General features: G+C 74.7%; 23 protein-coding genes. 7 read left to right on the forward strand and 16 right to left on the reverse strand.

Annotated features, from left to right (window positions below):
- Nucleotides 1–121 precede the first annotated feature (121 nt).
- Nucleotides 122–703 carry a low molecular weight phosphatase family protein gene (locus ACN27D_RS33120; RefSeq protein WP_358171980.1) on the forward strand — a complete coding sequence of 194 codons (582 nt, stop codon included), beginning with the start codon at nt 122–124 and terminating at the stop codon, nt 701–703.
- Here the strand turns inward: ACN27D_RS33120 and ACN27D_RS33125 are convergent.
- Complete coding sequence (locus ACN27D_RS33125; RefSeq protein WP_121683079.1) at nt 684–2,132, reverse strand: polysaccharide biosynthesis tyrosine autokinase; 1,449 nt, start codon at nt 2,130–2,132, stop codon at nt 684–686. The genes ACN27D_RS33120 and ACN27D_RS33125 overlap by 20 nt on opposite strands.
- A 185-nt stretch (nt 2,133–2,317) precedes the next feature.
- Here ACN27D_RS33125 and ACN27D_RS33130 point away from each other — a divergent pair, with 185 nt between their 5' ends.
- A complete protein-coding gene (locus tag ACN27D_RS33130) occupies nt 2,318–4,165 on the forward strand; it encodes a nucleoside-diphosphate sugar epimerase/dehydratase (RefSeq protein ID WP_121683078.1) in 1,848 nt (615 codons plus the stop codon).
- A gap of 161 nt (nt 4,166–4,326) precedes the next feature.
- Nucleotides 4,327–5,628: a Na+/H+ antiporter NhaA gene (gene nhaA, locus ACN27D_RS33135; protein ID WP_421500893.1), complete on the forward strand. Its 1,302-nt coding sequence runs from the start codon at nt 4,327–4,329 to the stop codon at nt 5,626–5,628.
- A gap of 61 nt (nt 5,629–5,689) precedes the next feature.
- Here the strand turns inward: nhaA and ACN27D_RS33140 are convergent, their stop codons facing one another.
- The 8 genes from ACN27D_RS33140 to ACN27D_RS33175 all read right to left on the reverse strand — a co-directional run bounded on the left by ACN27D_RS33140 (nt 5,690) and on the right by ACN27D_RS33175 (nt 12,672).
- A complete protein-coding gene (locus ACN27D_RS33140; protein WP_091418011.1) occupies nt 5,690–5,893 on the reverse strand; it encodes a hypothetical protein in 204 nt (67 codons plus the stop codon).
- A 118-nt stretch (nt 5,894–6,011) separates the two neighbouring features.
- Nucleotides 6,012–6,599, reverse strand: a complete 588-nt coding sequence (locus ACN27D_RS33145; protein WP_013286559.1) for a TMEM165/GDT1 family protein — start codon at nt 6,597–6,599, stop codon at nt 6,012–6,014.
- Nucleotides 6,600–6,827: 228 nt separating this feature from the next.
- Nucleotides 6,828–7,793, reverse strand: coding sequence for an L-histidine N(alpha)-methyltransferase (gene egtD, locus ACN27D_RS33150; protein WP_358171975.1), 966 nt, complete (start codon nt 7,791–7,793; stop codon nt 6,828–6,830).
- Between the two features lie 32 nt (nt 7,794–7,825).
- Nucleotides 7,826–8,572: an ergothioneine biosynthesis protein EgtC gene (gene egtC, locus ACN27D_RS33155; protein WP_421500894.1), complete on the reverse strand. Its 747-nt coding sequence runs from the start codon at nt 8,570–8,572 to the stop codon at nt 7,826–7,828.
- A gap of 9 nt (nt 8,573–8,581) precedes the next feature.
- Nucleotides 8,582–9,889 (reverse strand): ergothioneine biosynthesis protein EgtB, encoded by a 1,308-nt coding sequence (egtB, locus tag ACN27D_RS33160; protein ID WP_421500895.1) that lies wholly within the window; start codon nt 9,887–9,889, stop codon nt 8,582–8,584.
- Complete coding sequence (egtA, locus tag ACN27D_RS33165; protein WP_121683075.1) at nt 9,886–11,121, reverse strand: ergothioneine biosynthesis glutamate--cysteine ligase EgtA; 1,236 nt, start codon at nt 11,119–11,121, stop codon at nt 9,886–9,888. The genes egtB and egtA overlap by 4 nt, the downstream gene beginning before the upstream one ends.
- 155 nt (nt 11,122–11,276) lie before the next feature.
- On the reverse strand, nt 11,277–12,035 hold the full coding sequence (locus ACN27D_RS33170; protein WP_421500896.1) for a hypothetical protein: 759 nt from the start codon (nt 12,033–12,035) through the stop codon (nt 11,277–11,279).
- Nucleotide 12,036: 1 nt separating this feature from the next.
- Entirely contained in the window at nt 12,037–12,672 is a 636-nt protein-coding gene (locus tag ACN27D_RS33175) for an RNA polymerase sigma factor (RefSeq protein WP_421500897.1), read from the reverse strand.
- A 500-nt stretch (nt 12,673–13,172) separates the two neighbouring features.
- On the opposite strand from ACN27D_RS33175, the gene ACN27D_RS33180 reads away from it, so the two are divergent.
- A complete protein-coding gene (locus ACN27D_RS33180) occupies nt 13,173–14,555 on the forward strand; it encodes a serine/threonine-protein kinase (RefSeq protein ID WP_233586128.1) in 1,383 nt (460 codons plus the stop codon).
- Between the two features lie 67 nt (nt 14,556–14,622).
- Here ACN27D_RS33180 and ACN27D_RS33185 read toward each other — a convergent pair whose 3' ends face one another.
- From ACN27D_RS33185 to ACN27D_RS33205, 5 genes are all read right to left on the reverse strand, one after another.
- Nucleotides 14,623–17,103, reverse strand: coding sequence for an ABC transporter permease (locus ACN27D_RS33185; RefSeq protein WP_421500898.1), 2,481 nt, complete (start codon nt 17,101–17,103; stop codon nt 14,623–14,625).
- A gap of 5 nt (nt 17,104–17,108) precedes the next feature.
- Nucleotides 17,109–17,873 (reverse strand): ABC transporter ATP-binding protein, encoded by a 765-nt coding sequence (locus tag ACN27D_RS33190; RefSeq protein WP_357826733.1) that lies wholly within the window; start codon nt 17,871–17,873, stop codon nt 17,109–17,111.
- 149 nt (nt 17,874–18,022) lie between these two features.
- Nucleotides 18,023–18,688 carry a response regulator gene (locus tag ACN27D_RS33195; RefSeq protein WP_013476617.1) on the reverse strand — a complete coding sequence of 222 codons (666 nt, stop codon included), beginning with the start codon at nt 18,686–18,688 and terminating at the stop codon, nt 18,023–18,025.
- A complete protein-coding gene (locus tag ACN27D_RS33200; protein WP_421500899.1) occupies nt 18,685–19,902 on the reverse strand; it encodes a sensor histidine kinase in 1,218 nt (405 codons plus the stop codon). Before ACN27D_RS33200 ends, ACN27D_RS33195 begins: the two co-directional genes overlap by 4 nt.
- A gap of 170 nt (nt 19,903–20,072) precedes the next feature.
- Nucleotides 20,073–20,771, reverse strand: coding sequence for a DUF305 domain-containing protein (locus tag ACN27D_RS33205; RefSeq protein ID WP_421500900.1), 699 nt, complete (start codon nt 20,769–20,771; stop codon nt 20,073–20,075).
- Between the two features lie 138 nt (nt 20,772–20,909).
- Between ACN27D_RS33205 and ACN27D_RS33210 the strand changes: the two genes are divergently transcribed.
- The gene (locus ACN27D_RS33210; protein WP_120569691.1) at nt 20,910–22,361 is read left to right on the forward strand and encodes an LVIVD repeat-containing protein; all 1,452 of its coding nucleotides are present in this window, start codon (nt 20,910–20,912) and stop codon (nt 22,359–22,361) included.
- Nucleotides 22,362–22,437: 76 nt separating this feature from the next.
- On the forward strand, nt 22,438–23,058 hold the full coding sequence (locus tag ACN27D_RS33215; protein ID WP_421500901.1) for an HD domain-containing protein: 621 nt from the start codon (nt 22,438–22,440) through the stop codon (nt 23,056–23,058).
- A 10-nt stretch (nt 23,059–23,068) separates the two neighbouring features.
- Here ACN27D_RS33215 and ACN27D_RS33220 read toward each other — a convergent pair whose 3' ends face one another.
- Entirely contained in the window at nt 23,069–24,064 is a 996-nt protein-coding gene (locus tag ACN27D_RS33220) for a carcinine hydrolase/isopenicillin-N N-acyltransferase family protein (RefSeq protein WP_421500902.1), read from the reverse strand.
- 48 nt (nt 24,065–24,112) lie between these two features.
- Nucleotides 24,113–24,586 carry a DUF1203 domain-containing protein gene (locus tag ACN27D_RS33225; RefSeq protein ID WP_421500903.1) on the reverse strand — a complete coding sequence of 158 codons (474 nt, stop codon included), beginning with the start codon at nt 24,584–24,586 and terminating at the stop codon, nt 24,113–24,115.
- Between the two features lie 122 nt (nt 24,587–24,708).
- Between ACN27D_RS33225 and ACN27D_RS33230 the strand changes: the two genes are divergently transcribed.
- Entirely contained in the window at nt 24,709–25,581 is an 873-nt protein-coding gene (locus ACN27D_RS33230) for a transglutaminase domain-containing protein (protein ID WP_421500904.1), read from the forward strand.
- Nucleotides 25,582–25,639 lie beyond the last annotated feature (58 nt).

Below are 25,639 nucleotides of genomic sequence, written 5' to 3' on the forward strand. Positions count from 1 at the left end.
CCGCCCTCCCGGCGCGGCTTTCCGGACGGCCGGGCGCCGCACCGCGTACGATTCCCGCATCCCCTCTGCGTCCGGCCGCGACCGCCGGAAGAACGCCGTCGCGGCACCCTCCGTCGCGACCGTGCCGACGAGAGGGGTGCAGATGGTCGACGAGGTGCTCTTCGTCTGCCACGCGAACATGTGCCGGTCACCGATGGCGGAGTTCATCGCCCGCCGGATGCTGGCCGGCCTGCCGCTGGCGGTGGCCAGCGCGGGGACCGACGCGATCGACGGGGCCGCGATGCACCCGTACGCGGTCGAGGTGACAGCGGCCACCGGCGCGGACCCGGCCGCCTTCCGGACCCGCCGGCTGCGCCCGGAGCACCTGACCGGAGCGGCGCTGGTGCTGACCGCGACCCGCCGGCAACGCTCGGCCTGCACCGCGCTGGCGCCGGCCGCGCTGACCCGGACGTTCACGCTGCGGCAGTTCGCCCGGCTGGCGGCCGAGGCCCGCCCCGCCGAGGCGGAGGCGGACGCGGGCACGCCGTTGCGGGCGGCGGTGTCGGCCGCGGTCCGCGCCCGGGGGCGGCTGCAACCCGCCGCCCCCGACGCGGAGGACCTGCGCGACCCGATCGGCGGCTCGCCGGCCGACTTCCGGCGCTGCGCCGAGGAGATCGAACGGTCGATCCGGCCCGTGCTCGCGCTCATCGCGAAAGCCGGGTGAGTTCCTGCGTCCGGTCGCCCACGGCCTTCGCGCCCCGCCGGGAGCCGGCCCGGTCGGCCGGCACGGACGGCGCCGCGGGCGGCACGACCACCTTGTACGCCTCGTACTGGTAGGCGTCCGACTTGGCCACCTTGGCCATGTTGAGCACGCAGCCGAGCAGGCGTACCGAGACCGAGCTGAGCGCGTGCGCCGCCGCCGCGACCTGGCTGCGGGAGGTACGCCCCTGCTGGGTGACCAGGAGCGCGCCGTCGGCCTGCACGGCCACCACCACTCCGTCGGTGACCGCCAGCAGCGGCGCGGTGTCGATGACCACGATGTCCGCCGAGTCCCGCAGCGCGACCAGCAGGTCCGCCATGGACTTGGAGCCGAGCAGCTCGCTCGGGTTGGGCGGGGTGGCGCCGCTGGGCAGCACCAGCAGGGACTTCTCGCCCCAGCGCTGCACCACGTCACCGACCTGGACGTCACCGACGAGCACGTCGGTGAGGCCGACGCCGCCGTCGAGCCCGAGGTAGTCGGCGACCTTGGGGCGGCGCAGGTCGGCGTCGATCAGCAGCACCCGCCAGCCCGCCTCGGCCAGCGCGATGGCGGTGTTGCAGGCCATCGTGGTCTTGCCCTCGCCCTGCAGCGCGCTGGTGACCGCGATGACCCGGGCCGGCTCGTGCACGTCCACGAAGCGCAGGTTGGTGCGCAGCTTGCGGACCGCCTCGGCCCGGGCGGAGGTGGCCGCGTCGCCGACGATCAGCGGCGCCGACCGCGCGCCGGTCTCGTACGGGATCTCGCCGAGCAGCGGACTGCCGGTCACCCGTTGCAGCCCGGCGCCGTCGCGCATCCGGACGTCGGCCACGCCGCGCAGCACGGCCAGCCCGACGCCGGCGAGCAGGCCGAGCAGGCCGCCCAGGACCAGGTTGCGGGTGGGCTGGGGCGAGACCGGGTTGGAGGTGACCCGGGGACCGCTGACCACCTCGATCTTGATCGGCGGGGACTTGCCGTCCGGCGGCGTCTCGACCTTGCGTACCAGCTCGGTGAACTTGGTCGCGAGCATCTCGGTGGTCTTCAGCGCCCGGGTCTGGTCGGTGTCGGTGATCGTCGCCTTGAGCAGGACCGTGCCGGTCGTGGCGGTGGTGTGGATCCGGCTGCGCACCTGGTCGGCGGTGAGGCCGAGCGGCGCGTCGGCCACCACGCTCTGCGCCAGCCGGTCGCTGGTGAGCAGGTCACCGTAGGACTTCACCCGCTGCTGGAGGAAGAGGCTGCCCTGGTAGGCGTCGGTGACCCCCTGGCTGGGCGTGGTGACGAAGAACGTCACCGAGGCCTCGTACCGAGGCGCCGTCCGGACCGTCACCAGCGCGGCGGTGCCCAGGCCGAGCATCACCGTCACCAGCACTATCCACCAGTGGCGTCGGACCAGGCGCAGGTAGCCGAGAACGTCCATCACGCTCCCCCTCGCGACACGCCGGTCTGCCGATGAAACTGCACGAAAGCCCCCTAAAAACCCCAGTCGCCGTGCCAGGATCGAATCGCCTATTCACGACGTTACGTGACTGGACGACAGTAAACGACCGAACAGGCACAGACGGTCTAATCCTTTCAATACGGATAGGACACAGAGGGCAGCCCATGGATCGTGACGCGATCACAGCCGTTCGACCCCCCGGCCGGATCACCCACCGCGCCGCCACCCTTTCCCTGTTAACGCTGGACACGGCCGCGTGGTGCGGAGGTTTTCTCGGCGCGGCCTGGACGCGGTACGAGTTCGACCTCACCGCCGCCGCCAGCGCCCGTACGCTCGGCCTGGCACTGGCCTGCGCCGCGCTGTACGCCGCGCTCACGCTGCTGCGGTCCCGGCTCTACGGCCGGTATCCGATCGGCAGCGCCGGCGACGCCCAGGGCCTGGCCGTCACCGTCGCGCTCGTCACCGCCGTCGGCTTCGTCGCCGTCCTGCCGTGGACGCAGCACCCGGTCCCGGCCAGCACGCCGCTGGTCGGCGGTGCGGTGGCACTCGTGGTGATGGCGGCCGCCCGGGGACTCTGGCGGGCCCACGCCGACCGCCGGCCGCCCGCCGCCCGGCACGCCGAGCGCTGCCTGATCTACGGCGTGGACGCCGCGAGCGAGCGGCTCGTCCGGGTGCTGCTGCACGACCCGGACAGCAGCTACCGGCCGGTGGGCCTGCTCGACGACGCGCCCGACAGCCGCGGCCTGCGGCTCGAGCGGCTGCGCGTGCTCGGCGGCCGGGAGCAGATCGCCGCCGCCGTCCGGGCCACCCGGGCGAGCACCGTCATCTTCTCGATGAGCGGCTCCGACCCGCAGCTGCTGCGCGACGTGCGCACCCGCACGCTGGAGGCCGGGGCGGCGTTCAAGGTCCTGCCGCCGGTACGCGAGGTGCTCGACCGTCCGGTGGCCGCCACCGACGTCCGCGACCTCCAGCTCACCGACCTGCTGGGCCGCGCGCACCGGGTGGCCGAGCTGAGCGTCGAGCGCGGCGGGCTGGCCGGACGCCGGGTGCTCGTCACCGGCGCGGGTGGCTCGATCGGCTCGGAACTGTGCCGCCAGATCGCCCGCTGCGAGCCGGACGAGCTGATGATGCTCGACCGGGACGAGTCCGCGCTGCACGCCCTGCAGATGTCCCTGTACGGGCGCGCGCTGCTGGACGGGCCGGAGCTGATCCTGGCGGACATCCGCGACGCCGAGGGCATCGCCCGGGTGATCGCCGACCGGCAGCCCGACGTGGTGTTCCACGCCGCGGCGCTCAAGCACCTCACGCTGCTCCAGCGCCACCCGGGCGAGGCGATCAAGACCAACATCCTGGGTACGCTGAACGTGCTGGAGGCGTGCCGGGACGTCGCCGAGTTCGTGAACATCTCCACCGACAAGGCGGCCAACCCGGCGAGCGTCCTCGGCTACTCCAAGCGGATCACCGAGCGGCTCACCGCGTACCAGGCGCAGCGGCTCAACGGCCGGTACCTGAGCGTCCGGTTCGGCAACGTGCTCAGCAGCCGCGGCTCGGTGCTCACCGCGTTCCAGGCGCAGATCCGGGCCGGGGTGCCGATCACCGTCACCCACCCCGACGTGACGCGGTACTTCATGACCGTGCAGGAGGCGGTGCACCTCGTTCTCCAGGCCGCGACGATCGGCCGGGGCGGCGAGGCGCTGGTGCTCGACATGGGCGAGCCGGTCCGGATCGCCGACGTGGCACGCCGGCTGGCCGCCGAGGCGGACCGCCCGGTGGAGATCGTCTTCACCGGTCTGCGCCCGGGCGAGAAGCTGCACGAGCACCTGTTCGGCGCCGACGAGGTGGACAGCCGGCCGCTGCACCCGCTGATCTCCCACGTCCCGGTGCCCGAGCTGGACCCGGACGAGATCCGCGGGCTCGACCCGTACGCCGACCCGGACGAGCTGATCAAGCGGATGGCCGCGTTCTGCGACCCGGCCGGGGTGTCCCTGCCGGCGCTGCCCGGACAACGCTGACGCGCCGGCCGATGGGACGCCCCACCCAGGTGGTGAGACGGGCGTCCCATCGGTCGGCTCGGCTCGCCGCCGGTGGCGGCACCCGTTAGGGTTGGTTCCGGTGTGCCGGGAAGCCTGGTCGGCGATTGTTCCGCCGACCCCAGCTTCCGAACGGACGCCGCATGCCCCAGCACCCCCCGCACCGGTCCCGCCTGCTCTCCCGCCGCTCCTGGCCGGAGGCCCGCTTCCTGGCCGACGTGCTGCGCACCGAGACGGTCGGCGGCGGCCTGCTGCTGCTCGGTGCGGTGCTCGCCCTGATCTGGGCCAACTCGCCGTGGCGCGCCGCGTACGCCGAACTGAGCCACTGGGTGCCCTGGCCCGGCGGCGCCGGCCTGCACCTGGACCTGGACCTGCGCACCTGGGCCGCCGACGGGCTGCTGGCGATCTTCTTCTTCGTGGTCGGGCTGGAACTCAAGCGCGAGTTCGTCGCCGGTGACCTGCGCGACCCCCGGCGGGCCGCGCTGCCCGTGATCGCCGCGCTCGGCGGCATGATCGCGCCCGCGTTGATCTACCTGGCGGTGACGCTCGGCGCCGGCGGCGCCGGCCTGCGCGGATGGGCCATCCCCACCGCCACCGACATCGCCTTCGCGCTCGCCGTGCTCGCCGTGGTCAGCTCCCACCTGCCGCAGGGGCTGCGCGCGTTCCTGCTCACCCTCGCGGTGGTCGACGACCTGTTCGCGATCACCATCATCGCGGTGTTCTACACCGCCGACTTCCAGCCGCTGCCGCTGCTCGGCGCGCTGTTGCCGATCGCCGCGTTCGGGCTGCTCGTGCAGCGCCGGCGGACCTGGTGGTGGGCGCTGATCCCGCTGGCGGTGGTCGCCTGGACGCTGGTGCACGCCTCCGGCGTGCACGCCACCGTGGCGGGCGTGCTGCTCGGTTTCACGGTGCCGGTGCTGCGCGGCCGCGACGGCGCGCCCGGCCTGGCCGAGCGGCTGGAGCACCGCTGGCGGCCGGTCTCCGCCGGCCTGGCCGTGCCGGTGTTCGCCTTCTTCGCCGCCGGGGTGACGCTGGTCGGCGTGGACGTGGGCGGCGTGCTGACCAACCCGGTGGTGATCGCGGTGGCCGCCGGGCTGGTGCTCGGCAAGGTGATCGGCGTGTTCGGGTCGACGTACCTGCTCGCCCGGTTCACCCGGGCCGAGCTGGACGAGGAGATCACCTGGGCCGACCTGCTCGGCCTGGCGCTGCTGGCCGGCATCGGCTTCACCGTGTCGCTGCTCATCGGCGAGCTGGCGTTCGGCGCCGGCAGCCCGGAGGAGGACGGCGTCAAGGTGGCCGTGCTGCTCGGCTCGTTGATCTCCGCCCTGCTCGCCTCGGTGGTGCTGGTCCGCCGCAACCGGGTCTACCGGCGGATCAGCGAACGGGAGAGCCGGGACGCCGACGGTGACGGCATCCCGGACGTCTACCAGGAGGGCCCGGCCTGAAGCCGGCGCGGCGGGTGCGACCAGCCGGTCACACCCGCCGCACCTGCCACGCGGTTACGCCTCAGCTCCGGCGCTCGGCCGGGCGCGGCTCGCGCTTGCGCTCCGGTTCCTCGAGCGCCTCGGCGGCCGGGCCGGTGAGGTCGTCGCCGGGCACGGCCACCTGCTCGGCGCGGTCCTGCTCGTCCTCGCGCCCGCCCGGCGGCGGCTCCGGCGCGGTGGCGCCCCCGGCGAAGCCGTACTCGTTGGGCTCGTCGTGCCTGCTCATGGGCGGAACCTCCCGGTCGTGCCGATTCGTCCTCCGCCGGGCGGTCACCGCCACGGCGCTCACCCGGCTACTTACCCACCGAAGCGGTCTCCGATCATCGGGCGCGGCCGCGGTCGGCTCAGGTCAGCTCGGAGACCGCCTCGAAGATCAGCCAGAGGCCGCAGATGGCGAACAGCACCGCCGCGCCGTAGCGGATGGTCCGCTCCGGCAGGTGCCGGCCGAGCATCCGGCCCACCAGGATCGCCAGCGCGTCCGCGGCCACCATGCCGAGCGTCGACCCGAGCCAGGTGCCGAACCAGCCGTACTTGGTGGCCAGCGTGATGGTGGCGAGCATGGTCTTGTCGCCCAGCTCGGCCAGGAAGAACGCCACACCCACGGCGATGACCGCGGACCGGCCGCCGCGCTCGGCCTTGCGCTTCTCCTCCTCGGTCAGCCTGTCGCCGCGCAGCGTCCACGCGCCGAAGCCGAGGAACGCCAGACCGGCGATCAGCGAGATCCAGTCGGTGGGCAGGGCGGCGTTCAGGCCGTACCCGATGGCCACCGAGGCCAGGTGGACGACGGCGGTGGCGATCGTGATGCCGATGAGCACCGGCACCGGTTTGAACCGCGTGGCGAACGTCAGTGCCATGAGCTGGGACTTGTCGCCCAGCTCGGCGACGAAGATGACGCCGAAGCTGACCACCAGCGCGACGAGGAAACCCTCCATGTGAACCTTCCCGATCAAGCCGGGAGGAGGAACGGGGGCGCCCTCGACCCGGCTGCGACAGCCTGAGTCGAAGGTCTCGCCCGCCCCGGAGACCGGGGCCGCGTGGCCGGATGCGGAACGCACCAGTGTGTCGACCACGACATTGGGGGCTACTCCCCTTCGCGCCGCCCAGCCTAGCCGATCATCGGCGGGCCCGGTCACCAGGTGTGGGCGGGGCCACGGCGGCGCTCAGTCGGCCCGCGCCAGGCTCACCCCGAACAGCCCGTCCGGGTCGGTCCAGAACGCCCGCCGGTCGAACCCGGCGGCGGTCAGCTCGGCCGCGATGCCCTCCGGCCGGAACTTGGCCGACACCTCGGTCCGCAGCTCCTCACCGGCGGCGAACGCCACGTCGGTGTCCAGGACCCGCACCCGGGTCGGGTGCTCGGCGCGCAACCGCATCTCGATCCACTCCCGCCGCGGATCCCAGACCGCCACGTGCCGGAACGCGTCGACGTCGAAGTCCGCGCCCAGCTCGCGGTTGATCACCCGGAGCACGTTGCGGTTGAACTCGGCGGTCACGCCCGCCGCGTCGTCGTACGCGGGCACGATCACGCCCGGGTCCTTGACCAGGTCGGTGCCGACCAGCAGCCAGTCGCCGGTCTCCAGCGCCGCGCGCATCGCGGTGAGGAACTCGGCCCGCTCCACCGGCAGCAGGTTGCCGATCGTGCCGCCGAGGAACGCCACCAGCCGTCGGCCGCCGGTGGGCAACCGGTCCAGGTGGCGGGTGAAGTCGCCGACGATCCCCCGCACCCGCAGCCCCGGGTACGCGGCGGCGATCTGCTCGGTGGACGACCGCAACGCGCTCACCGAGACGTCCAGCGGCACGAACGTGCCCAGGTCACCGTGGCGGGTGAACGCGTCGAGCAGCAGCCGGGTCTTCTCCGACGAGCCCGAGCCCAGCTCGATCAGCGTCTTCGCGCCGGTCATGGTGGCGACGTCGTCGGCGTGCGCGGCCAGCACCGCCCGCTCGGCCCGGGTCGGGTAGTACTCCGGCAGGCGGGTGATTTCCTCGAACAGCTCGCTGCCCCGGGCGTCGTAGAACCACTTCGGCGGCAGCCACTTCGGCGTCGCGGCCAGCCCGACCCGTACGTCCTCCCGCAACCCACGGTCGAGGTCCTGCTGCTCCAGGTGGATCTCCAGCGGCTCCGCGCTCATCGAGTGTCCTCTCTTGCGGTGGGTACGGATCGTCAGGCGGCGCTCGTCTCCCGCACGTCGAGCCCGCCCGTGGTCGCCACCACGAGCCGGCCGTCCGGCACGGCCCGCCAGGCCGGGTCGTCGTCGAACGGTTCGGACGCCAGCAGCACCGAGTCCGGGCCGCGGCGCACCGACAGCGCGTGCCCGGCCGTGCTCGCCACCACCGTCGTACCGTCGGTGAGCAGCAGGTTCAGCCGCGAGCCGGGAGCGGCGGCGGCGACCGCCGCGACGGTGTCCGCCACCGCCTCGTCCGGCGGCGCGCCGGCCCGCAGCCGGTGCCGGACCAGCGCCCACAGCAGCGCCGAGTCGGTCGGCACGTCGAGCGTGATCAGGTCGCGGACGGGCAGGCCGGCGGCGAGCGGGACCAGGCTGTCCGGCCAGCCCCGCACCACGCCGTTGTGGCTGAACAGCCACCGCCCCTCGGCGAAGGGCGCCGCGGCGGTCTCGTGCAGCGGCATGCCGACCGTGGCGGAACGGACCGCAGCCAGCACCGCCCGCACCCGCGTCACGGCGGCCAACTCCGGCAGCGTCGTGTCGCTCCACATCGGCTGGGCCCGCCGGTAGCGGACCGGGTCGCCGTCGTCCGGGTACCAGGCGACGCCGAAGCCGTCAGCGTTCATCGTGCCGCCGCCGCGCATGTCACGCGGCGCCCACGACTGGCGCAGCAGCCCGTACGGCGGGTCGAACAGCAGGCTGCCCAGGAGCACAGGTGGACCGAGGTACGCGAGGTGACGGCACATCGGGCCGGCTCACTCCTCCGGGCCGGCGTCACGGGCGCAGCGGAACCCGCTGAAGATCTGTCGCCGGATCGGGTAGTCCCAGTTGCGGAACGTGCCCCGGCAGGCGGACCGGTCGGTGCCGAACGAGCCGCCCCGCAGCACCCGGTGGTCGTCGCCGAAGAAGACCTCCGAGTACTCCCGGTACGGGAACGCGGTGAAGCCCGGGTGGCCCCGGAACGGCGAGGAGGTCCACTCCCACACGTCGCCGACGAGCTGGTGGACGCCCAGCGGCGAGGCACCGGCCGGGTACGCGCCCACCGGCGCCGGCCACAGGTGCCGCTGCCCCAGGTTGGCGTGCTCGGTGGTGGGGTCCTCGTCACCCCACGGGTAGCGCCGGGACCGGCCGGTCGCCGGATCCCAGCGGGCCGCCTTCTCCCACTCCGCCTCGGTGGGCAGGCGCTTGCCGGCCCACGCCGCGTACGCCTGCGCCTCGTACCAGCAGACGTGCACCACCGGCTCGTCGTCGCGTACCGGCGACCAGCGGCCGAACCGGCGGTACGCCCAGCCGTCCCCGTCGCGCCGCCAGTGCATCGGCGCGCTCAGGTCCGCCTCGACGCGGTGCCGCCAGCCCGCCTCGCTCCACCAGCGCGGCTCGTCGTACCCGCCGTCGGCGATGAACGCCCGGTACTGACCGTTCGTCACCGGGGCGGCGTCGATGACGTACGCGGGCAGGTCGACGGTGTGGGCCGGGCGCTCGTTGTCCAGCGCCCACGGGTCGGTGGAGGTGCCCATGGTGAACGGCCCGGCCGGCACCCGTACCTCCCCGCCGACCCGGGCGCGGGGCTCCGGCGGGGGCGGCGCGTCGAGCACCGGGGCGCCCGCGCGCAGCTGGTGGGTGGCGAGCATGGTCTCGTCGTGCTGCTGCTCGTGCTGCACGATCATGCCGAACGCGAACCCGTCGGCGACCAGGGGACGCTCGGTGAAGCGGATGCCGTCGAGCAGGTCGAACACCTTGTCCCGCACCGTGCGCACGTACGCGCGGGCCTCGGCCGGCGGCAGCAGCGGCAGCGCCGGCCGGTCCTTGCGCGGCTGCTTGAACGCGTCGTAGAGGTCGTCGATGTCGTGGCGCACCGGGTCACGGCCGCCGACGTCGCGGACCAGCCACAGCTCCTCCTGGTTGCCGACGTGCGCCAGGTCCCAGACCAGCGGCGACATCAGCGTGGAGTGCTGCCGGACCAGGTCGTCGTCGTCCACCGCGTCGGTCAGCAGCGCGGTACGGGCCCGGGTGCGCTCCAGTTCCGCGGCGATCCGGTCGCGTAGTCGCTCGGTGGTGGTCACCGGTGTCCCCTCTCCGCGGCGGCGCGGTGCCGCCGGATCGCTCTCCGGGTCTCGTCGTGGATGCCGGCCGGCAGGCCGAGCCGGGGCAGGGCCGTCAGGGCCAGGTCGAACAGCGCCGCCGCGGCGGTCGCCAGCGGGCGCTCGGCGAGCCCGCACCGGGCCGCCGCGCGCCACCGGTCGGCGACCGGTGCGGCAGCCGCCAGCGCGTCCCGGGTGGTGGCCGGGTCGGCGAAGATCGCCGCCAGCACCGCCAGCGGCACCGTCCACTCCGGGCCGGGCTGGGTGTCCAGGTAGCGCAGTTCGAGGTAGCCGCGCGGGCGTACCGGCGGGAACAGCGTGCTGAGGTGGTAGTCCAGGTCGTCGGTGGTGGGCGGGCGGGGCAGCGCCCCGGCCAGCCAGTCGGCGAACGTGACACCGGGCGGCGCGGTCCAGTCCGGGCCGTCGTCGCGGACGCAGAGCAGCGGCGCGGCGAGCGCGTACCCGGTCCAGGCCGCCACCGGGTCCTCGCCGGCGCGCTCGGGCGACCAGACCGGACGGGTGCGGGCCGGGTCGATGGCCAGCCAGGTGGCCATCCGGGCGGAGGCCCAGCCGGTACGGCGCCCCGCGTGCCGGTCGGCGGTGGCGAAGGCGGCGAGCAGCGGCGGGCCGACGGCGTGTGCGGTGGCCCACCGCTGCGCCAGATGGTCCGGCTCGCCCGCGTCCAGGCAGACCTGGAGGCCGGCGGTGCTGTACATCATCGCCCGTCCCGCCGGGCCGCGGCGGTCGAAGGCGCATCGCATGGCCCGGTAGCGCGGGGTCTCCACGACCGGCCGGGGGAGGCGCCACGGGTCGATGCCGCTGCGGCCGAGCACCAGGCCGGCGGCGTCCAGGCGGGCCCGCAGCTCGGCGACGTCGGCCTCGGTGGCCAGGATGAGCGCGGCGACCGACGATCGCGGTGTCGCGGAGATCTCCACCTGCCCGCCGGGCTCCACGGTCACGGCGCCGCCGCGCCGGAGCTCGTCGGCCGGGCTGGTGGGGTCGAGGGTCACGGGGCTGTGCCGCCCCAGCGCCTCGCGTAGTCGCTCGCGGTCGACCGGCCGGGCCGGGTCCGCGGCGTCGTGCACGGTCCATTCCAGTTCGACGCCGACGAGTGCGGGTGGCCCGGTCTTGAAGCAGATCCGGGCCAGGTGGCCCCGGGCTGCCTCCTCGTCTCCCAGGACGACTGCCCGGTCCAGATCCGGCGACATCACCATGGGACGGCTCCTCCTCGGCGATGGGCGACGACGTCGTCGCGACGCGCCCGGCCGGGACGGCACGGGACGCCGCCCCACCATCCTCTGTCTAGCAGACGAGTTCCGCTTGCCCGGAGAGATGAATTTTTGTCCGGAATCTGATTGCGCGGTGGCGGTCAGTCGTCCGTCCGCGGACCCGGGCGCTCGGGCTCCGGGTCGTCGTGCGGGTCGTCCGCCGGAGCGCCGACCAGGTTCCGGCAGTAGCTCTCCACCTGCTCGGGGCCGCCCGCGGCGGCCACCAGGTCGGCGAAGCCCGGCTTGGTGAGCGCCTTCTCCCGCTGCCGCTCCGACTTGGCCAGGTAGGCACGGCAGTGGCCGGCCATGCTCGCCCCGCCGGCCGGGGGTGCGGACGGCCGGGCCTTGGCGCTCGGCGTACCGGAGGGCACCGGCGTCGGCGCCGGTGGCGACGCCGCTCCGGACGCGTCGCCGGCGGGGGTGCTCGGTGCCGGCCGCGACGGCCCGGTGACGGCGGGGCCGGTGGGTCCGGCTGTCGTCGCGGGCGGGAGCACCGGCTCGGGGTTGCTGTCCAGGCGTACGGCGGCGAACGCCACCCCGGCGACCGCCGTGGCGGCCAGCCCGGACAGCGCGGCGGCGATCCGCAGGCGCCGGCGCGGGCGCGGCGCGGCCACCGCTGCCGCCGCCGGTGCGGCCCCGGCCGCCGCGCGGGCCGCCCGGAAGGCGGCGAGCGCCCGCTCCTCCCCGGCGACCTCGCCGGGGGCCGCCGGTCCGGCGGCGGCGGACAGCAGCCGGCTCAGCGGGTCGGCGTCGGCCCCCGGCGGCGTGCCGGCGCGCGCGGCGTCGAGCAGGCGGTCGGACTCCGCCCGGTCGGCGTGCCCGCCGGACCGGCGAGCGTGCATGCCGTCGTCTCCCCTCACGTCAGCCCTCCGCCGGCTCGGCCTCGGGCGCGTGCGGCACCTGGCGGTCGGTACGGGGACGCGGCGCGACGGCGTCCCGGGCGTCGTCCGGCGCGGCCTGCGCCGCCGAGCGCTCCAGCATCGCGGCCAGCCGGCGCAGGCCCCGGTGTGCGGCGGTACGCACCGCGCCGGCCCGCCGGCCCAGCACCCGCCCGGCGGTCTCCGCGTCCAGGCCGATGACGGCCCGCAGCATCACCGCCTCGGCCTCGGCCGGCGGCAGCGTACGGATCAGCGCCAGCGCGCTCTCGGTGGCGATGGCCTCACCCGCCCGGTCGGCGGTGTCGACGTCGGCGGCCAGGTCGTTGAGCGCCTGCACGGGCACCGGCACGGAGGGACGCCGCCGCTGCCGGCGCAGATGGTCCATGGCCCGGTTGCGGGCGATCGTGACCACCCAGGCGCGGAACTCGCCGCCGGTGAACGACGGCAGGTCACGCGAGATCTGGAGCCACGCCTCCGAGGCCACGTCCTCGGCGTCGGCGCCGACGAGCGCGGTCAGGTAGCGCAGCAGCGCGGGTTGCAGGCTGCGGTAGAGGAACCGGAACGCCTCCTCGTCGCCCGCCTGCGCCCCGGCGACCGCCTCGTTCAGCTCGGCCGTCACGCTCGCCGTCCCGTGACGGCCCGGCGCCGGACGTCGACGGGCGTCGGTGACCACACCGCCATCCGCACTCGGCCCCCCGGTGAGCTGATCAGGCACGCGCACGAGGGTGCGGTGCCCCTTGGACACTGCCGCGCGGCATCGGGCGTCGGCGGGACATACCGTACCGGCGTCCGGGGGCGGCCGGGAGTCGGGCCGACACGGGGACCGGCGAGCTGCGTCGGCAAGCCGTCGGAGGCCGGAAAAACAGAGAGAAATGTCTACCCCTGGCACCGGCGTGTCGGGGTAACACTCAGGACGACCTCGACGCTCCCCCGGACGGATCACCGCCGGCACGGCGGACCGGGAGCGCGGGGGCGCGTGACTTCCTGGCCGATCGTACCGGGTCGATCACGATCAGCCGATCGGCGTCCCGGCTGCCGCACACCCGGCCGAACGGCCCGCCGAACCGGCCCCGGATATCGCGGGAAATACTTCGCGCCCGCAGTGGGTACGGTATGGGGGTGCTGTCCTCAGACGTCGTACTCAGCGGTCGGTACCGCCTGGATGACCGTGTCGCCACCGGCGGCATGGGCGACGTCTGGCGTGCCACCGACCTGGTCCTCGGTCGCCCGGTCGCGGTGAAGGTACTGCTTCCCGCCCTGGTGTCCGACCCCGACTTCATCGCCCGGTTCCGTTCCGAGGCCCGGATCATGGCCTCCCTGCGCCACCCCGGCGTGGTCCAGGTCTTCGACTGCGGCGAGGACGACCTGCCCGGCGGCGGCCGGGCCGACTACCTGGTGATGGAGTTCGTCGCCGGTGAGCCGCTGTCGCGGCGGATCGAAACCGCCGGGCAGCTCGAGGTCGCCGAGACCATGTCGATCGTGGCCCAGGTGGCGCAGGCGCTGCACGCGGCGCACGGCCGGGGCATCGTCCACCGGGACGTGAAGCCGAGCAACCTGCTCGTGCAGGACGACGGCACCGTGGTCCTGGTCGACTTCGGCGTGGCCCGCTCGACCAACGTCACGAGCATCACCAGCACGAACGCGGTGCCCGGCACCGCCCTCTACATGGCGCCGGAGCAGGCCGCCGGCCGGCCCGTCTCGGGTGCCACCGACGTGTACGCGCTCGGTGCCGTCGCGTACTGCTGCCTCACCGGCAGCCCGCCGTTCACCGGCGACAACCCGCTCCAGGTGGCCGTACGCCATCTCGACGACGAGCCGCCGGAGCTGCCGGCGGAGATCCCGGCGTCGGTGCGGGAGCTGGTGTCGCGGGCGCTGGCGAAGGATCCGGCCGACCGCTACCCGAGCGCGGCGGCGATGGCCGACGCGGCGCGGGCCGCGCGTACCGACTCGCCGACGGCGACGGTGGCGCTGCGCGGCGCGGCGGGTCCGGCGCGGTCGAGGGACGACCAGCCGGCGGTCCGCCCGGGCGCCGCGGTGGCGACGTCGCGGCGGCGGAGCCGGCGCGGCACGCTCGTCGGGGCGCTGGGCGCGGTGCTGGTGGCGATGGGGGCGCTGGGCGCTCTGGTGGCGGCCGCGAACGACACCGCCGAACCGGCCACGAAGATCGACAAGACCGCCCCGGCGGTGGCGCCGAGCGAGCAGGCCGCCGAGCCGGTCGTCGACGAGCCGTCGGCGGACGACGACTACACCTACCGACCGGTCGGTCCCGGCGACAGGCCGTCGGCCACGCCCTCGGTGACGCCGAGCTCCTCCCCGACCCCGTCGGCGCAGCCGAGCGTGACCGACGAGCCGGCCCCGACGGACGAGCCGAGCAGCACGCCGTCCAGCGCGCCGACGACGACGGCGCCCACCACGCCGCCGGCGCCCGACCCGACCACCGCCGACCCCGGCACCGGCACCGGCGGCGGGGACACCGGCGGGCAGCCGGTCACCCAGCCCTGACCCACGGCATCCACGAGCCGGCCCCGCCCACGGCGGAGCCGGCTCGTGCGTGTCCGGGACCGGGCGGTCAGTCCGCGCCGAGCGACGCCACGACCGGCCGGGCCAGGGCGCGGCGGGCCGGCAGGACCGAGGCGAGCAGCGCGGCCACCACCGCCACGGCGACGATCAGCCCGATCCGTCCCCAGGGCAGCACCAGCGTGAAGTCACCGCCGATGCGGGCGACCACGGCCGTCGCCCCGGCCGCCGTCCCGGTGCCGAGCGCGATGCCGAGCAGCGTGCCGACGAGCGCGGTGAGCACCGCCTCGACCGCGAGCACGCCCCGCATCCCGGCCCGGCTCAGTCCGACCGCGCGCAGCACCGCCGTCTCCCGGGTGCGTTCCACCACGGACAGGCTGAGCGTGTTGGCGACCCCGACCAGCGAGATCACCACGGCCAGGCCGAGCAGCGCGGTGACGAACCCCAGCACCAGGTCGACGGTGCCGGTGAGCATCTTCTTGTACGCGGCCTGGTCCATCACGTTCACCGTCGGGTAGCGGGCCAGCACCGACTCGACGGCGGCCCGGGCCGCGTCGACGCTCACCCCGGCGGCCGGGTCCACCTCGGCCAGGTAGCCGCGCTCGGCCGGGAACATGGCGGTGAAGTCGGCGTCCAGCACGTCCACCAGATGCCCGGCGGGCACCGGGCTGCCGGCCAGGACCGGCTCCTCGTCGGCCACCACCGCGGCGATCCGGAACGGCCGCCCGGCGAGCGTGATCGTGGAGCCGGCCGTCCAGCCCCGGGCGGCGGCCAGTTCGCGGTGCACCAGCACCGCTCCCGGCCCCAGATCCGCCGGGTCACCGGCGTCCACGGCGGACAGCGTCCGCCGGACCAGCGCCGGATGCGCGGCGCGCAGCTGCATGTCGCCGACCACCCGGCTGCGCTGCTCGTGCACCACGCCCAGCTCCGGGCGGGCGGCCAGTTCGCCGGCGACCGTGGCCGGCAGGTCACCGCCGATGCCGGTGACGAGGAAGTCCACGCCGATCCGGGCGTCCACCGCGCGTTCGATGCCGGACTTGACACTCGCCGCGCCGACCACGAAGGCCGAGACCAGCCCGATGCCGATCACCATGGCCGTCGCGGTGGCGGCGACCCGGCGCGGGTTACGCACCGCGTTCGACACCGCCAGCCCGCCGGTGGCGCCGAACGCCGCGCGGAACGGCCCGCCGAGCACCCGTACCAGCGCCGGCACCAGCACCGGGCCGAACGCCACGATGCCGCCGAAGGCCAGCAGCCCGCCCGCCGCGACCAGCACCACCTGGCCGGTGGCGCCGGCGCCGGCCAGCGCCGCCACACCGGCGGCGAGCGCCAGCACGCCGACCGCCAGCCGGATCCGACGGGCCGGGCGGACCGGGTCGACCGCCGCGTCGGTGAGCGCCGCCACCGGCGCGACCCGGGTGCCCTGCCAGGCCGGCAGCGCGGCCGACGCCACCGTGAGCAGCGTCCCCAGCCCCAGCGAGACCAGCAGCGTACGCGGGGTCAGCGTGAGCCCGCTGCCCAGCGGCACGCCGGTGCCGGCGAGCAGGAGGCCGAGGCCGCCGGCCACCGCCGCGCCGGCCAGCACTCCGACCACGGAGGCGAGCAGGCCGGTCACCGCCGCCTCGGACAGCGTGGCCCGGTAGATCTGCCCCCGGGTGGCGCCGACCAGGCGCAGCAGCGCGGTACGCCGGGAGCGCTGGGCGAGCACGATGGCGAAGGTGTTGGCGATCACGAAGCCGGCCACCACCACGGCGACCGCCGCGAACGTGCCCAGCAGCATCCCGAACTGCCGCAGGTCGCGTACCGCGTCGTCGACTGCCGCGTCGAGGACGGCGTCCCGGTCCCGGACCGTCACGTCCGGCCCCACCACGGCGCGGATCCGGTCGGCCAGCGCCGCCGCGTCGGCACCGGGCCGCGCCGCCACCATGATCCGGCCGTAGCCCTTCTCGCCGCTGACGGTGAGCGCGTCCGGGCCGGTCAGCCCGATGTACGGGCCGCCGACGTCGCGGGAGCTGCCGTCCACGTCGACGGTGCCGACCAGGGTGTACGGGCGGGCCGCGCCGTCCCGCCCGCCGATCGACACCGGTCCGCCCAGTGTGAAGCGCTGCTCGGCGACGGTCCCGTCGTCCAGCACCACCTCGCCGGGGCGCTGCGGCAGCCGCCCGGCCACCACGTCGTAGGACTGGAGGTCCGCCTCGGTGGGGATCGCGGCGAGCACCGCGTACCCGAGCACGGGACGGCCGTCGGTGCCGACCACGCCGGCGGAGCCGGTGAGCTCGCCCGCGGCGGCGGCCACCCCGTCGACGGCGCGTACCCGGTCCACGAGCGCCGGGGGCAGCGGTTCGGTCCCGGCGTACGCGGCCAGGTCGGTGTGTCTGTCGAACTCACCGGCCCGCTCGTACGCCCCGGCGCGCATGCCGTCGACGAACATCAGCGTGCCGGCGACGAACGCGACGCCGAGCACGATCGCCAGCGAGGACAGCAGCAGGCGCAGGCCGTCGGCGCGGACCTGGCGCAGGGTCAGGCGCAGCATCCCGCTCACCGCCCCGCCGGCGCCACGGCCGGGTCGAGCCGGCTGAGCGCGTCCCGGACGTCACCGACTGTCGGCTCGTGCAGCTCGTCGACCAGCCGGCCGTCGGCGAGGAAGACCACCCGGTCGGCGTGCGCGGCGGCGGCCGGGTCGTGGGTGACCATGACGACGGTCTGGCCGAGCGTGTCCACCGCCTCGCGCAGCAGCCGCAGCACCTCCGCGCCGGAGCGCGAGTCGAGGTTGCCGGTCGGCTCGTCGGCGAAGATCACCCACGGCCGGGTGATCAGGGCGCGGGCCACCGCGACGCGCTGCTGCTGCCCGCCGGACAACTCGGCCGGGCGGTGCCCGAGGCGGTCGGTCAGGCCCACCGCGGCGACCACCTGACGCAGCCACGTCGCGTCCGGCCGGCGGCCGGCGATCGCCAGCGGGAGGACGATGTTCTCCTCGGCGGTGAGCGTGGGCAGCAGGTTGAACTTCTGGAAGACGAAACCGATCCGGTCCCGGCGCAGCCGGGTGAGCCGCCGGTCGTCCAGGCGCGTCAGGTCGGCGTCACCGATGTGGACCGCCCCGGCGGTCGGCCGGTCGAGGCCGGCGAGGCAGTGCAGCAGCGTGGACTTGCCGGAGCCGGACGGGCCCATGACGGCGGTGAACCGGGCGGCGGCCAGGTCGAGGTCGACGCCGTCGAGCGCGACGACGCGGGACTGCCCCACGCCGTACTCCTTGCGCAGTGCGCGGGCGGCGAGGGCGACGCCTGTGGTCGGTGGTGCGGACACGGTGGTGCTCCTGTCGGACACGGTCTTTCGGACAGTTCCGACGCTAGGTCCGGCACCGGCCAGTTGATCTCCACCTGGGCGCTCGACCTCGGTGCGACCACGGTCGTCCCCCACCGGGCAAACCCGTACGACCTGAGACGTACGGCCGGTCAGCCGCCGGGCGTGACCAGGCCGCTCTCGTACGCCAGGACCACCGCCTGGACCCGGTCGCGGAGCTGGAGCTTGGCCAGGATGCGGCCCACGTGGGTCTTCACGGTCGCCTCCGCGACGTGCACCCGGGCGGCGATCTCGGCGTTGGAGAGCCCCTGCGCCACCAGCAGCAGCACCTCGCGCTCCCGGTCGGTGAGCTGGGCCAGCCGCGGGTCCGCCGTCGGCGCGGGGCCGAGCTGCCCGGCGAACCGGTCGAGCAGCCGCCGGGTGATCGACGGGGCCACCACCGAGTCGCCCTGTGCCACCACCCGGATCGCGGCCATGAGCTCCTCCGGCGGCACGTTCTTGAGCAGGAACCCGCTCGCCCCGGCGCGCAGCGCGGCGAACGCGTCGGCCTCGGTGTCGAACGTGGTGAGCACCAGCACGCGCGGGCCGCCGCCGGCCGAACCGGCGCAGATCCGCCGGGTCGCCTCCACCCCGTCCATGGTGGGCATCCGCAGGTCCATCACCACCACGTCGGCCTCGACCCGGTCCAGCACCCGCAGCGCGTCCGCGCCGTCGATGGCCTCGCCGACCACCTCCAAGTCCGGCTGGGAGCCGAGCACCATCCGGAACCCGGCCCGCACCAGCGCCTGGTCGTCGACGATCATCACCCGCACGGTCACGCCGCCGCGCTCCCTTCCTCGATGCCGGCCGCCGCGGGCAGTGGCAGCCGCGCCTGCACCCGCCAGCCACCGGCGAGTGTGGGGCCGGCGGCGAGGCTGCCGTCGTACACCCCGACCCGTTCCCGCATGCCGACCAGGCCGTGCCCGCCGGACGGCGCCGGCCGGACCACCGGAGCGCCGCCGCCGTCGTCCACCGCCCGGACCACGACGGCGTCCGCGGCCCAGTCCAGCGTCAGCTCCACCGACGCGCCGACGCCCGCGTGTTTGAGCGCGTTGGTCAGGCTCTCCTGGACCACCCGGTAGACGGTCAGCTCCAGGCCGGGCGGCAGCGCCCGCGGGGTGCCGGCGCCGCCGCAGGTGATCCGCAGCCCGGCGGCACGGAACCGGTCGAGCAACGCGGGCAGCTCCACCAGCGCGGGTCGGCGGTGCGCCGGCTCGGCGGCCGGCTCGCCCGCCGCCGGCAGCGGCTCCGGGCGGTCGGGTTCCCGGAGTACGCCGACCAGCCGCCGCATCTCCTCCAGCGCCGCCCGGCCGGTGTCCGCCACCACCTTGGCCGCCTCCCGGGCGGTGGCCGGATCCCGGTCGAGCGTGAACCGCACCCCGTCCGCCTGCACGATCATCACGGCCATGCTGTGGGCGACCACGTCGTGCAGCTCACGGGCGATGCGGGTGCGTTCCTCGGCGACGGCGGCGCGCGCCTCCGCCTCCCGTTCCCGCTCCAGCGTGGCGGCACGCTCCTCCAGGCTGACCACGTAGAGCCGGCGGGTCCGCAGGTTCAGCCCGGCCAGCCAGACCGCGCCGACGATCAGGGCGTAGAAGAACGCGCCCATCCACCAGGGCCCGGTGCCGGGCGACTGGAGCGCGGCGAGCACCCCGCCGATCGCGGCGACGACCCCGGCGACGATGCCGTCGCGGAGCCGGTCGGCGTACTTGACCACGCTGTACAGGGCGATCAGCACGGCGACGTCGTAGCTGAGCGGACCCCAGCCGGCGATCACCTGAACCAGCGCGAGCGCGGCCACCAGGACGCCCACCGCCGACGGGTGGGTACGCCGGAAGAACAGCACCGCCGCCATCGCCAGGCCGACCGCGGACGCCGCGAGCCCGGTCAGCCCGGCGAAGTACCCGGACAGCACGAAGAACACGACGAGCCCGCAGACGGCGGCGTCGAACGCGACGCCGCGCAGCGGACGACCGAGGATCAGGCGGTTCACGATCCCCCAGCCTAGGCCCGCCCCCCGCCCTCCCCGGCCCGTCCCCGTCCCTCCCCGGCCCGTCCCCGTCGATCATGAAGTTAACGGCGGATGCTGTCCGATTTGCCGCAGCCATCTTCATGATCGACGGGGTGAGGGCGGGTGGGCTGGGGGTGGGGGGTGAGGGCGGGTCAGGGGGTCAGGAGGGCCTGCATGCGGGTGATCTCGGCGGACTGCTCGACCGCTACCGCGGTGGCGAACTCCTGCATCGGCTGGTCGACGCCGACCTTCAGCAGGTCGGTGGACATGACGATGGCGCCCCGGTGGTGGTCGGACATCATCTGCACGAACAGCCGGTCGAACGCCGCGCCGCGCGCGTCCGCGAGCCGCCGCATCGCCTCGGCGGACTGCATCCCGCGCATGCTGCCGTGGTCGTGCCCGGGCACGTCGGCGGGCAGGTCGCGCGTGCTGAGCCAGGCGCGCAGCAGGCCGACCTCCGGGCCCTGCGCGGCGCGGATCCGCTCCGCCACGGCACGGATCCGCGCGTCGGCGGCGCGCTCGGGCGCGAGCGATGCCATCTCCAGGGCCTGCTCGTGGTGCGGGATCATCATCCGGACGTACCAGACGTCGAGGCTGTTCCACCGCGGCGTGGTGGCGCCCCGGACCTGCTCGGCGGCGCGGGTCGCGGCCGGCTCCCCCGGCCGCCCCGGCACCACCACGGGTGGCTCCGACGCGACGGCGCTCGCGCTCGGCTCGGCCACCGCGACCGTTCCGGCAGCCTCCGGGGTACGGGCGTCGTCGTCGCGCCCGGTCAGCGTCAGCGCGCCGACCACCACGAGGGTCACCAGTGCTGTGACGCCCACCCACACTCGCGCCTGCCGGCTGGTCATACGACGCCTCCTCCGGTCAAGGTGACAGCGATCCTATCCATAGACGAAAGTTCCCCAGTGTGACCCAGCTCACATTGATGGGCGTCGTCAATAGGTAAGGTGTGGCGAATCATGACCCCCTTTCGAAGGGTGTTGCCGATGATCAACATCCGCACGTCCCGCATCCGGATCGTCAGCCTGGCCGCCGCCGGCCTGCTGCTCGCCGGCGTGTTCACCGCGCCCCCGAGCAGCGCGCAGGAGATCCCCCGCGCCCAGGCCGCGCCGGCCACCGTGGACAACGCCGTCCCCGGTGTCGACGAGATCTCCAGCAGCCCCAACCTGCGTCAGGTGGCGAACCTGCCGAAGCAGGCGCCGTTCGACACCTCGGCCGCCCTCGGCACCGACATCGCCTTCCAGGGGCGGTACGCGTTCGTCGGCAACTACGACGGGTTCGTCGTCTACGACGTCTCCCGCCCGAACCGCCCGACGATCGTGTCGCAGGTGCTCTGCCCCGGCTCGCAGAACGACATCTCGGTCCACGGCAACCTGCTGTTCCTGTCGACCGACTCCTCCCGCAGCGACGACTCCTGCGCCAGCACCACCCAGCCGGCGTCGGTCAAGGAGTCCTGGGAGGGCATCAAGATCTTCGACATCCGGGACAAGCGCAACCCGCGCTACATCAAGTCGGTGGAGACGGCGTGCGGCTCGCACACCCACACCCTGGTGCCCGGCAAGGACAAGCGGAACGTCTACCTGTACGTCTCCTCGTACAGCCCGCGGGCCGAGTTCCCGGACTGCCAGCCGCCGCACGACTCCATCTCCATCGTCAAGGTGCCGGTGAAGAGCCCCACGACGGCCTCCGTGGTCGCCACGCCGAACCTGTTCCCGGACGGCGGCTACCCGGGCGTCCCGGGCCAGTCGTCGGCCACCACCGGCTGCCACGACATCACCGCGTACCCGTCGAAGGACCTGGCCGCGGGCGCCTGCATGGGTGACGGCGTCCTGCTGGACATCAAGGACCGTGAGGCCCCCCGGGTGATCGAGCGGGTCACCGACGCGGAGAACTTCGCGTTCTGGCACTCGGCCACGTTCAACAACGCCGGCACCAAGGTCGTCTTCACCGACGAGCTGGGCGGCGGCGGCGCGGCCACCTGCAACGAGGTGGTCGGCCCGAACCGCGGCGCGGACGCCATCTACGACATCACCGGCCGCGGCGACGCCCGCAAGCTGGAGTTCCGCAGCTACTACAAGATCCCCCGCGTCAACACGGACACGGAGAACTGCGTGGCCCACAACGGCTCGCTGATCCCGGTGCCCGGCCGCGACATCATGGTCCAGGCCTGGTACCAGGGCGGCATCTCGGTGTGGGACTTCACCGACTCGCGCAAGCCCAAGGAGATCGCCTACTGGGAGCGCGGGCCGCTGGACGCCTCGCAGCTGCGTACCGGCGGCTCCTGGTCGGCCTACTGGTACAACGGCCACATCTACTCCAGCGACATCCAGAAGGGACTGGACGTGCTGGAGCTGCGTGACCCGCGCACCTGGCTGGCCCAGTTCCTGCTGGTGCCCGAGCTGAACGTGCAGACGCAGGCCGGTTACCTGAGCTGGTGACCCGCTGACCGTGGCCGGGCCCGGTGCTCCCCTCGGGGCACCGGGCCCGGTGCGGTCCCGGCACCGGAACGGACACGTGCCGGCGACGATCGACGACCGGACGGCGGTGCCGGGCGACGCCCGGATCCGGGCGCTGCACGAACGCCTCGCGCCGTCCCGCGAGGCGTTGCGCCTCGTCTGGACGCACTGCCGGATCGTGTGCGACATCGCCGGACAACTGCTCGACCGCAGCGGTGTGGACGCGGACGCCGCCGTCGTACGGGCCGGCAGCCTGCTGCACGACATCGGGGTCTACCGCCTCTACGACGCGGACGGGCGGATGGACGAGCGGAACTACGTGCGGCACGGCGTGCTGGGCCACGCGCTGGCGCGGGAGGCGGGGCTGCCCGAGGTGATCGCCCGGTTCTGCTCCCGTCACACCGGCGTCGGGATCACCCGGGCGGACGTCCGCCGGCAAGGGCTGCCGATCCCGGCCGCCGACTACACGGCCGTCACCGTCGAGGAACACCTCGTGATGTACGCCGACAAGTTCCACAGCAAGACCACGCCGCCGTCGTTCGTCTCCGCCGCCTCCTACGCGGTGGCCGTACGGCGCTTCGGCGCGGACAAGGTCGACCGGTTCGCGGCGCTCGTCGAGCGGTTCGGCGAGCCGGACCTGTCCACACTCGCCGCCAGGTACCGGCAGCCGATCGTCTGAGCGGACGTGGTCAGTTGCTCATCGGCAGCCGGTAGTCGCGGGTGCCGCCGCCCGCCGTCACCACCCGCACCTCGCCGCTGCGCAGCCCGTAGGTCACCGACCAGCGGGTGTGCGACTGGCGTACCGCATTCAGCAGCCGCAGCGCCCCGGCCGTGTCGACCACCCCACCGGTGCGGTCCAGTTCCTTCGCCAGCACCCCGTACCTGTGGTCCTGCCGCAGTTCCCGGTCCGGCACACCGACGGCCGGCACGTTCGTCAGCGCCTGCCACGGGCCCTGTCGCCGGTCCACTGTGAGCTTGCCGTCGACGAACTCCACCACCGCGGACGCGCCGGTCGCGTCGGCCAGCAGGTAGTGCAGCGGCGGCCCGCCGTCGAAGTCCAGGTTGTAGCGCTTGAACACGGCGATCGCCTCGTCGACAGTGGCGGCCGAGTCGAGCACCAGGCGCAGGATGCGCACCGAGCCCACCTTCGGCAGGCCGGGCACCGGCTCGGCGCGCGCCCCGTCGTCGGCGGCCAGCCCGACGGCGAGACCGCGCTCGTTCATGCCGTCGAACGGCAGCAGCGGCGCGTCCAGCAGCCGCCGGTCCCCCGTCGGGTCGGCGGCCACGCCCAGGTACGAGATGTCGACCAGCGAGATCGAGGCGTACCCGTCCGGCGGGTCGGTGCGCAGCACCAGCGCGGGGTTCGGCTCCCAGTCGAAGTTGCGGGCGAACACCGGCCGGTCGCGGTCGGCGAGCGCGGCGAACAGCGAGCAGCCGAACGGGCTCGGCGGCGTCGACCCGGCCAGCCCGGCGGTCGGGTCGTAGTCGCCGTCGTACGTCATCTCGTACATCGGCAGGTCGTCGATCTTGCGGAGGCTGGCCAGGGTCCGTTCGACCTGCCCCGGGTCCTGCCGCGAGGCGGTCGGTGAGCCGGCCGCGGCCGGCGGGTCGGACCGGCGGCTCTCCCCGCAGGCCGTGCCGAGCAGGAGCAGCGCGAGCCCGCCGGCGATGAGGGTCCTCCGCATGACAGCGACGCTAGAAGAGGCGTCCGCCGATGTCCATCCGGGACCCGGTCAGCTCCGCGCGACGGCGAACATCCAGCAGCCGTACACGACGTTGCGGCTGTGCAGCAGGTCCACCGCCGGGTCGGCGAACAGCTCCGCGATCACCGCCTCCGGGTCGCCGCCGTCGTGTCGCCGTCCGCCCACGATGCGGCCCCGGCTGTCGTACGCGCGCAGCACCTGCTCGCGTCCGCGCCACCCGGACGGGTACGCCGTCACGTCGTCCGGGCCGGCGCAGCCGGTGGCGTGCGCGAACACCGGCCCCACCTCGCGGTACGGGCCCGGCGGCAGCGGCGGGGCGTACCCGAACAGCAGCAGCGCCTCGTCCGGCCGGGCGTCGCGAAGGCAGCAGCGCAGGGGCTCGCCGCCGGTGGCGCGCCGGTGCTCGGGCGGCTGCCCGGTGGCGTCGCGGCCGGTGCGTCGCAGCTCGGCGAGCGTCCCGGCGGGCAGCGGGTGGATCCGGAACGCGGTGCGGGTGGTCGTCACGGTCCCAGCCTGGCGCGGCGCGGAACGCGGCGCTGGCGGTGATCGGACCTGACATTCGGGTGCCGTGAAAATGAGCACGGAGCGGGCACCCGCCGGCCGGGTCCGGCGCCGACAATGGCCGGATGGACGTCGACGACTACCGGACCCACTCCCCGTACAGCGATCCCCGCCACCACGCGGCGCTGCTCGACGCCGTGCCCGCCGACCTGCCCACCGTCGCGGCGATCGCCCGCAACGTGATCGTCCACTACCGCGCCGGTGGCGTGGAGCTGCCGGACGTCCGCCGGGCCGAGGTGAACCTGCGCTGGATGGACCGCATCCTCGACGCCGACCAGTCCCGGTTCCCGCTGCCGCTGGCCGCCGAGCGCCCGGCGGCCGAGCGGGTCGCCGGCTGCTGCCGGGACCACACGCTGCTCACCGTCGCGGCGCTGCGCCAGCACGGGATCCCGGCTCGCAGCCGGATCGGGTTCGTGAGCTACTTCGTGCCCGGCTGGCACCACGACCACGTGGTCGCCGAGTGGTGGGACGGCGAGCGGTGGGTCTGGTCCGATCCGGAGCTGGACCCGGCCGGCGACCGGCCGTTCGACGGCTACGACATCGACCCGGAGGCGGGGCACTTCGAGTCGGCGGCCCGGGTGTGGCTGGCGTACCGGGCGGGCCGGATCGACCCGGACACGTACGGCGTGGACCCGTCGCTGCCGATCCGGGGCGACTGGCTCGTCCACGACTACGTGCTGCTGGAGCTGGCCCACCGGCACAAGGACGAAGTGCTGCTCTGGGACGGGTTCGGGGCGATGACCGAGGACCTGACCGGCGCCGACCTCACGCTCGTCGACGAGGTCGCCGCGCTGCTGGTGGCCGCCGACCGCGGCGACGCCGCCGAGCGGGAGCTGGCCCGGCGGTACGCCTCGGACGCCCGGTTGCGTCCGGGCCCGACGGTCCACTGCGTCGACCCGGTCTCCGGCACGGCCGCCGACGTCGACCTGCGGCGCTGACCGGAACGGCGGGCGCGCACCGGCTGACCCGCGTGACCGACGGCCCGGCGCTGACCGG

Source organism: Micromonospora sp. WMMD1274 (assembly GCF_049179035.1).
GTDB lineage: Bacteria > Actinomycetota > Actinomycetes > Mycobacteriales > Micromonosporaceae > Micromonospora > Micromonospora tulbaghiae.

Bases quoted from the DNA above. Each gene is read 5' to 3' on its own strand.
- ACN27D_RS33125 (WP_121683079.1), bottom strand. From the start codon at position 2,132: ATGGACGTTCTCGGCTACCTGCGCCTGGTCCGACGCCACTGGTGGATA.
- ACN27D_RS33130 (WP_121683078.1), top strand. From the start codon at position 2,318: ATGGATCGTGACGCGATCACAGCCGTTCGACCCCCCGGCCGGATCACC.
- nhaA (WP_421500893.1), top strand. From the start codon at position 4,327: ATGCCCCAGCACCCCCCGCACCGGTCCCGCCTGCTCTCCCGCCGCTCC.
- ACN27D_RS33140 (WP_091418011.1), bottom strand. From the start codon at position 5,893: ATGAGCAGGCACGACGAGCCCAACGAGTACGGCTTCGCCGGGGGCGCC.
- ACN27D_RS33145 (WP_013286559.1), bottom strand. From the start codon at position 6,599: ATGGAGGGTTTCCTCGTCGCGCTGGTGGTCAGCTTCGGCGTCATCTTC.
- egtD (WP_358171975.1), bottom strand. From the start codon at position 7,793: ATGAGCGCGGAGCCGCTGGAGATCCACCTGGAGCAGCAGGACCTCGAC.
- egtC (WP_421500894.1), bottom strand. From the start codon at position 8,572: ATGTGCCGTCACCTCGCGTACCTCGGTCCACCTGTGCTCCTGGGCAGC.
- egtA (WP_121683075.1), bottom strand. From the start codon at position 11,121: ATGGTGATGTCGCCGGATCTGGACCGGGCAGTCGTCCTGGGAGACGAG.
- ACN27D_RS33185 (WP_421500898.1), bottom strand. From the start codon at position 17,103: ATGCTGCGCCTGACCCTGCGCCAGGTCCGCGCCGACGGCCTGCGCCTG.
- ACN27D_RS33205 (WP_421500900.1), bottom strand. From the start codon at position 20,771: ATGACCAGCCGGCAGGCGCGAGTGTGGGTGGGCGTCACAGCACTGGTG.
- ACN27D_RS33210 (WP_120569691.1), top strand. From the start codon at position 20,910: ATGATCAACATCCGCACGTCCCGCATCCGGATCGTCAGCCTGGCCGCC.
- ACN27D_RS33220 (WP_421500902.1), bottom strand. From the start codon at position 24,064: ATGCGGAGGACCCTCATCGCCGGCGGGCTCGCGCTGCTCCTGCTCGGC.
- ACN27D_RS33230 (WP_421500904.1), top strand. From the start codon at position 24,709: ATGGACGTCGACGACTACCGGACCCACTCCCCGTACAGCGATCCCCGC.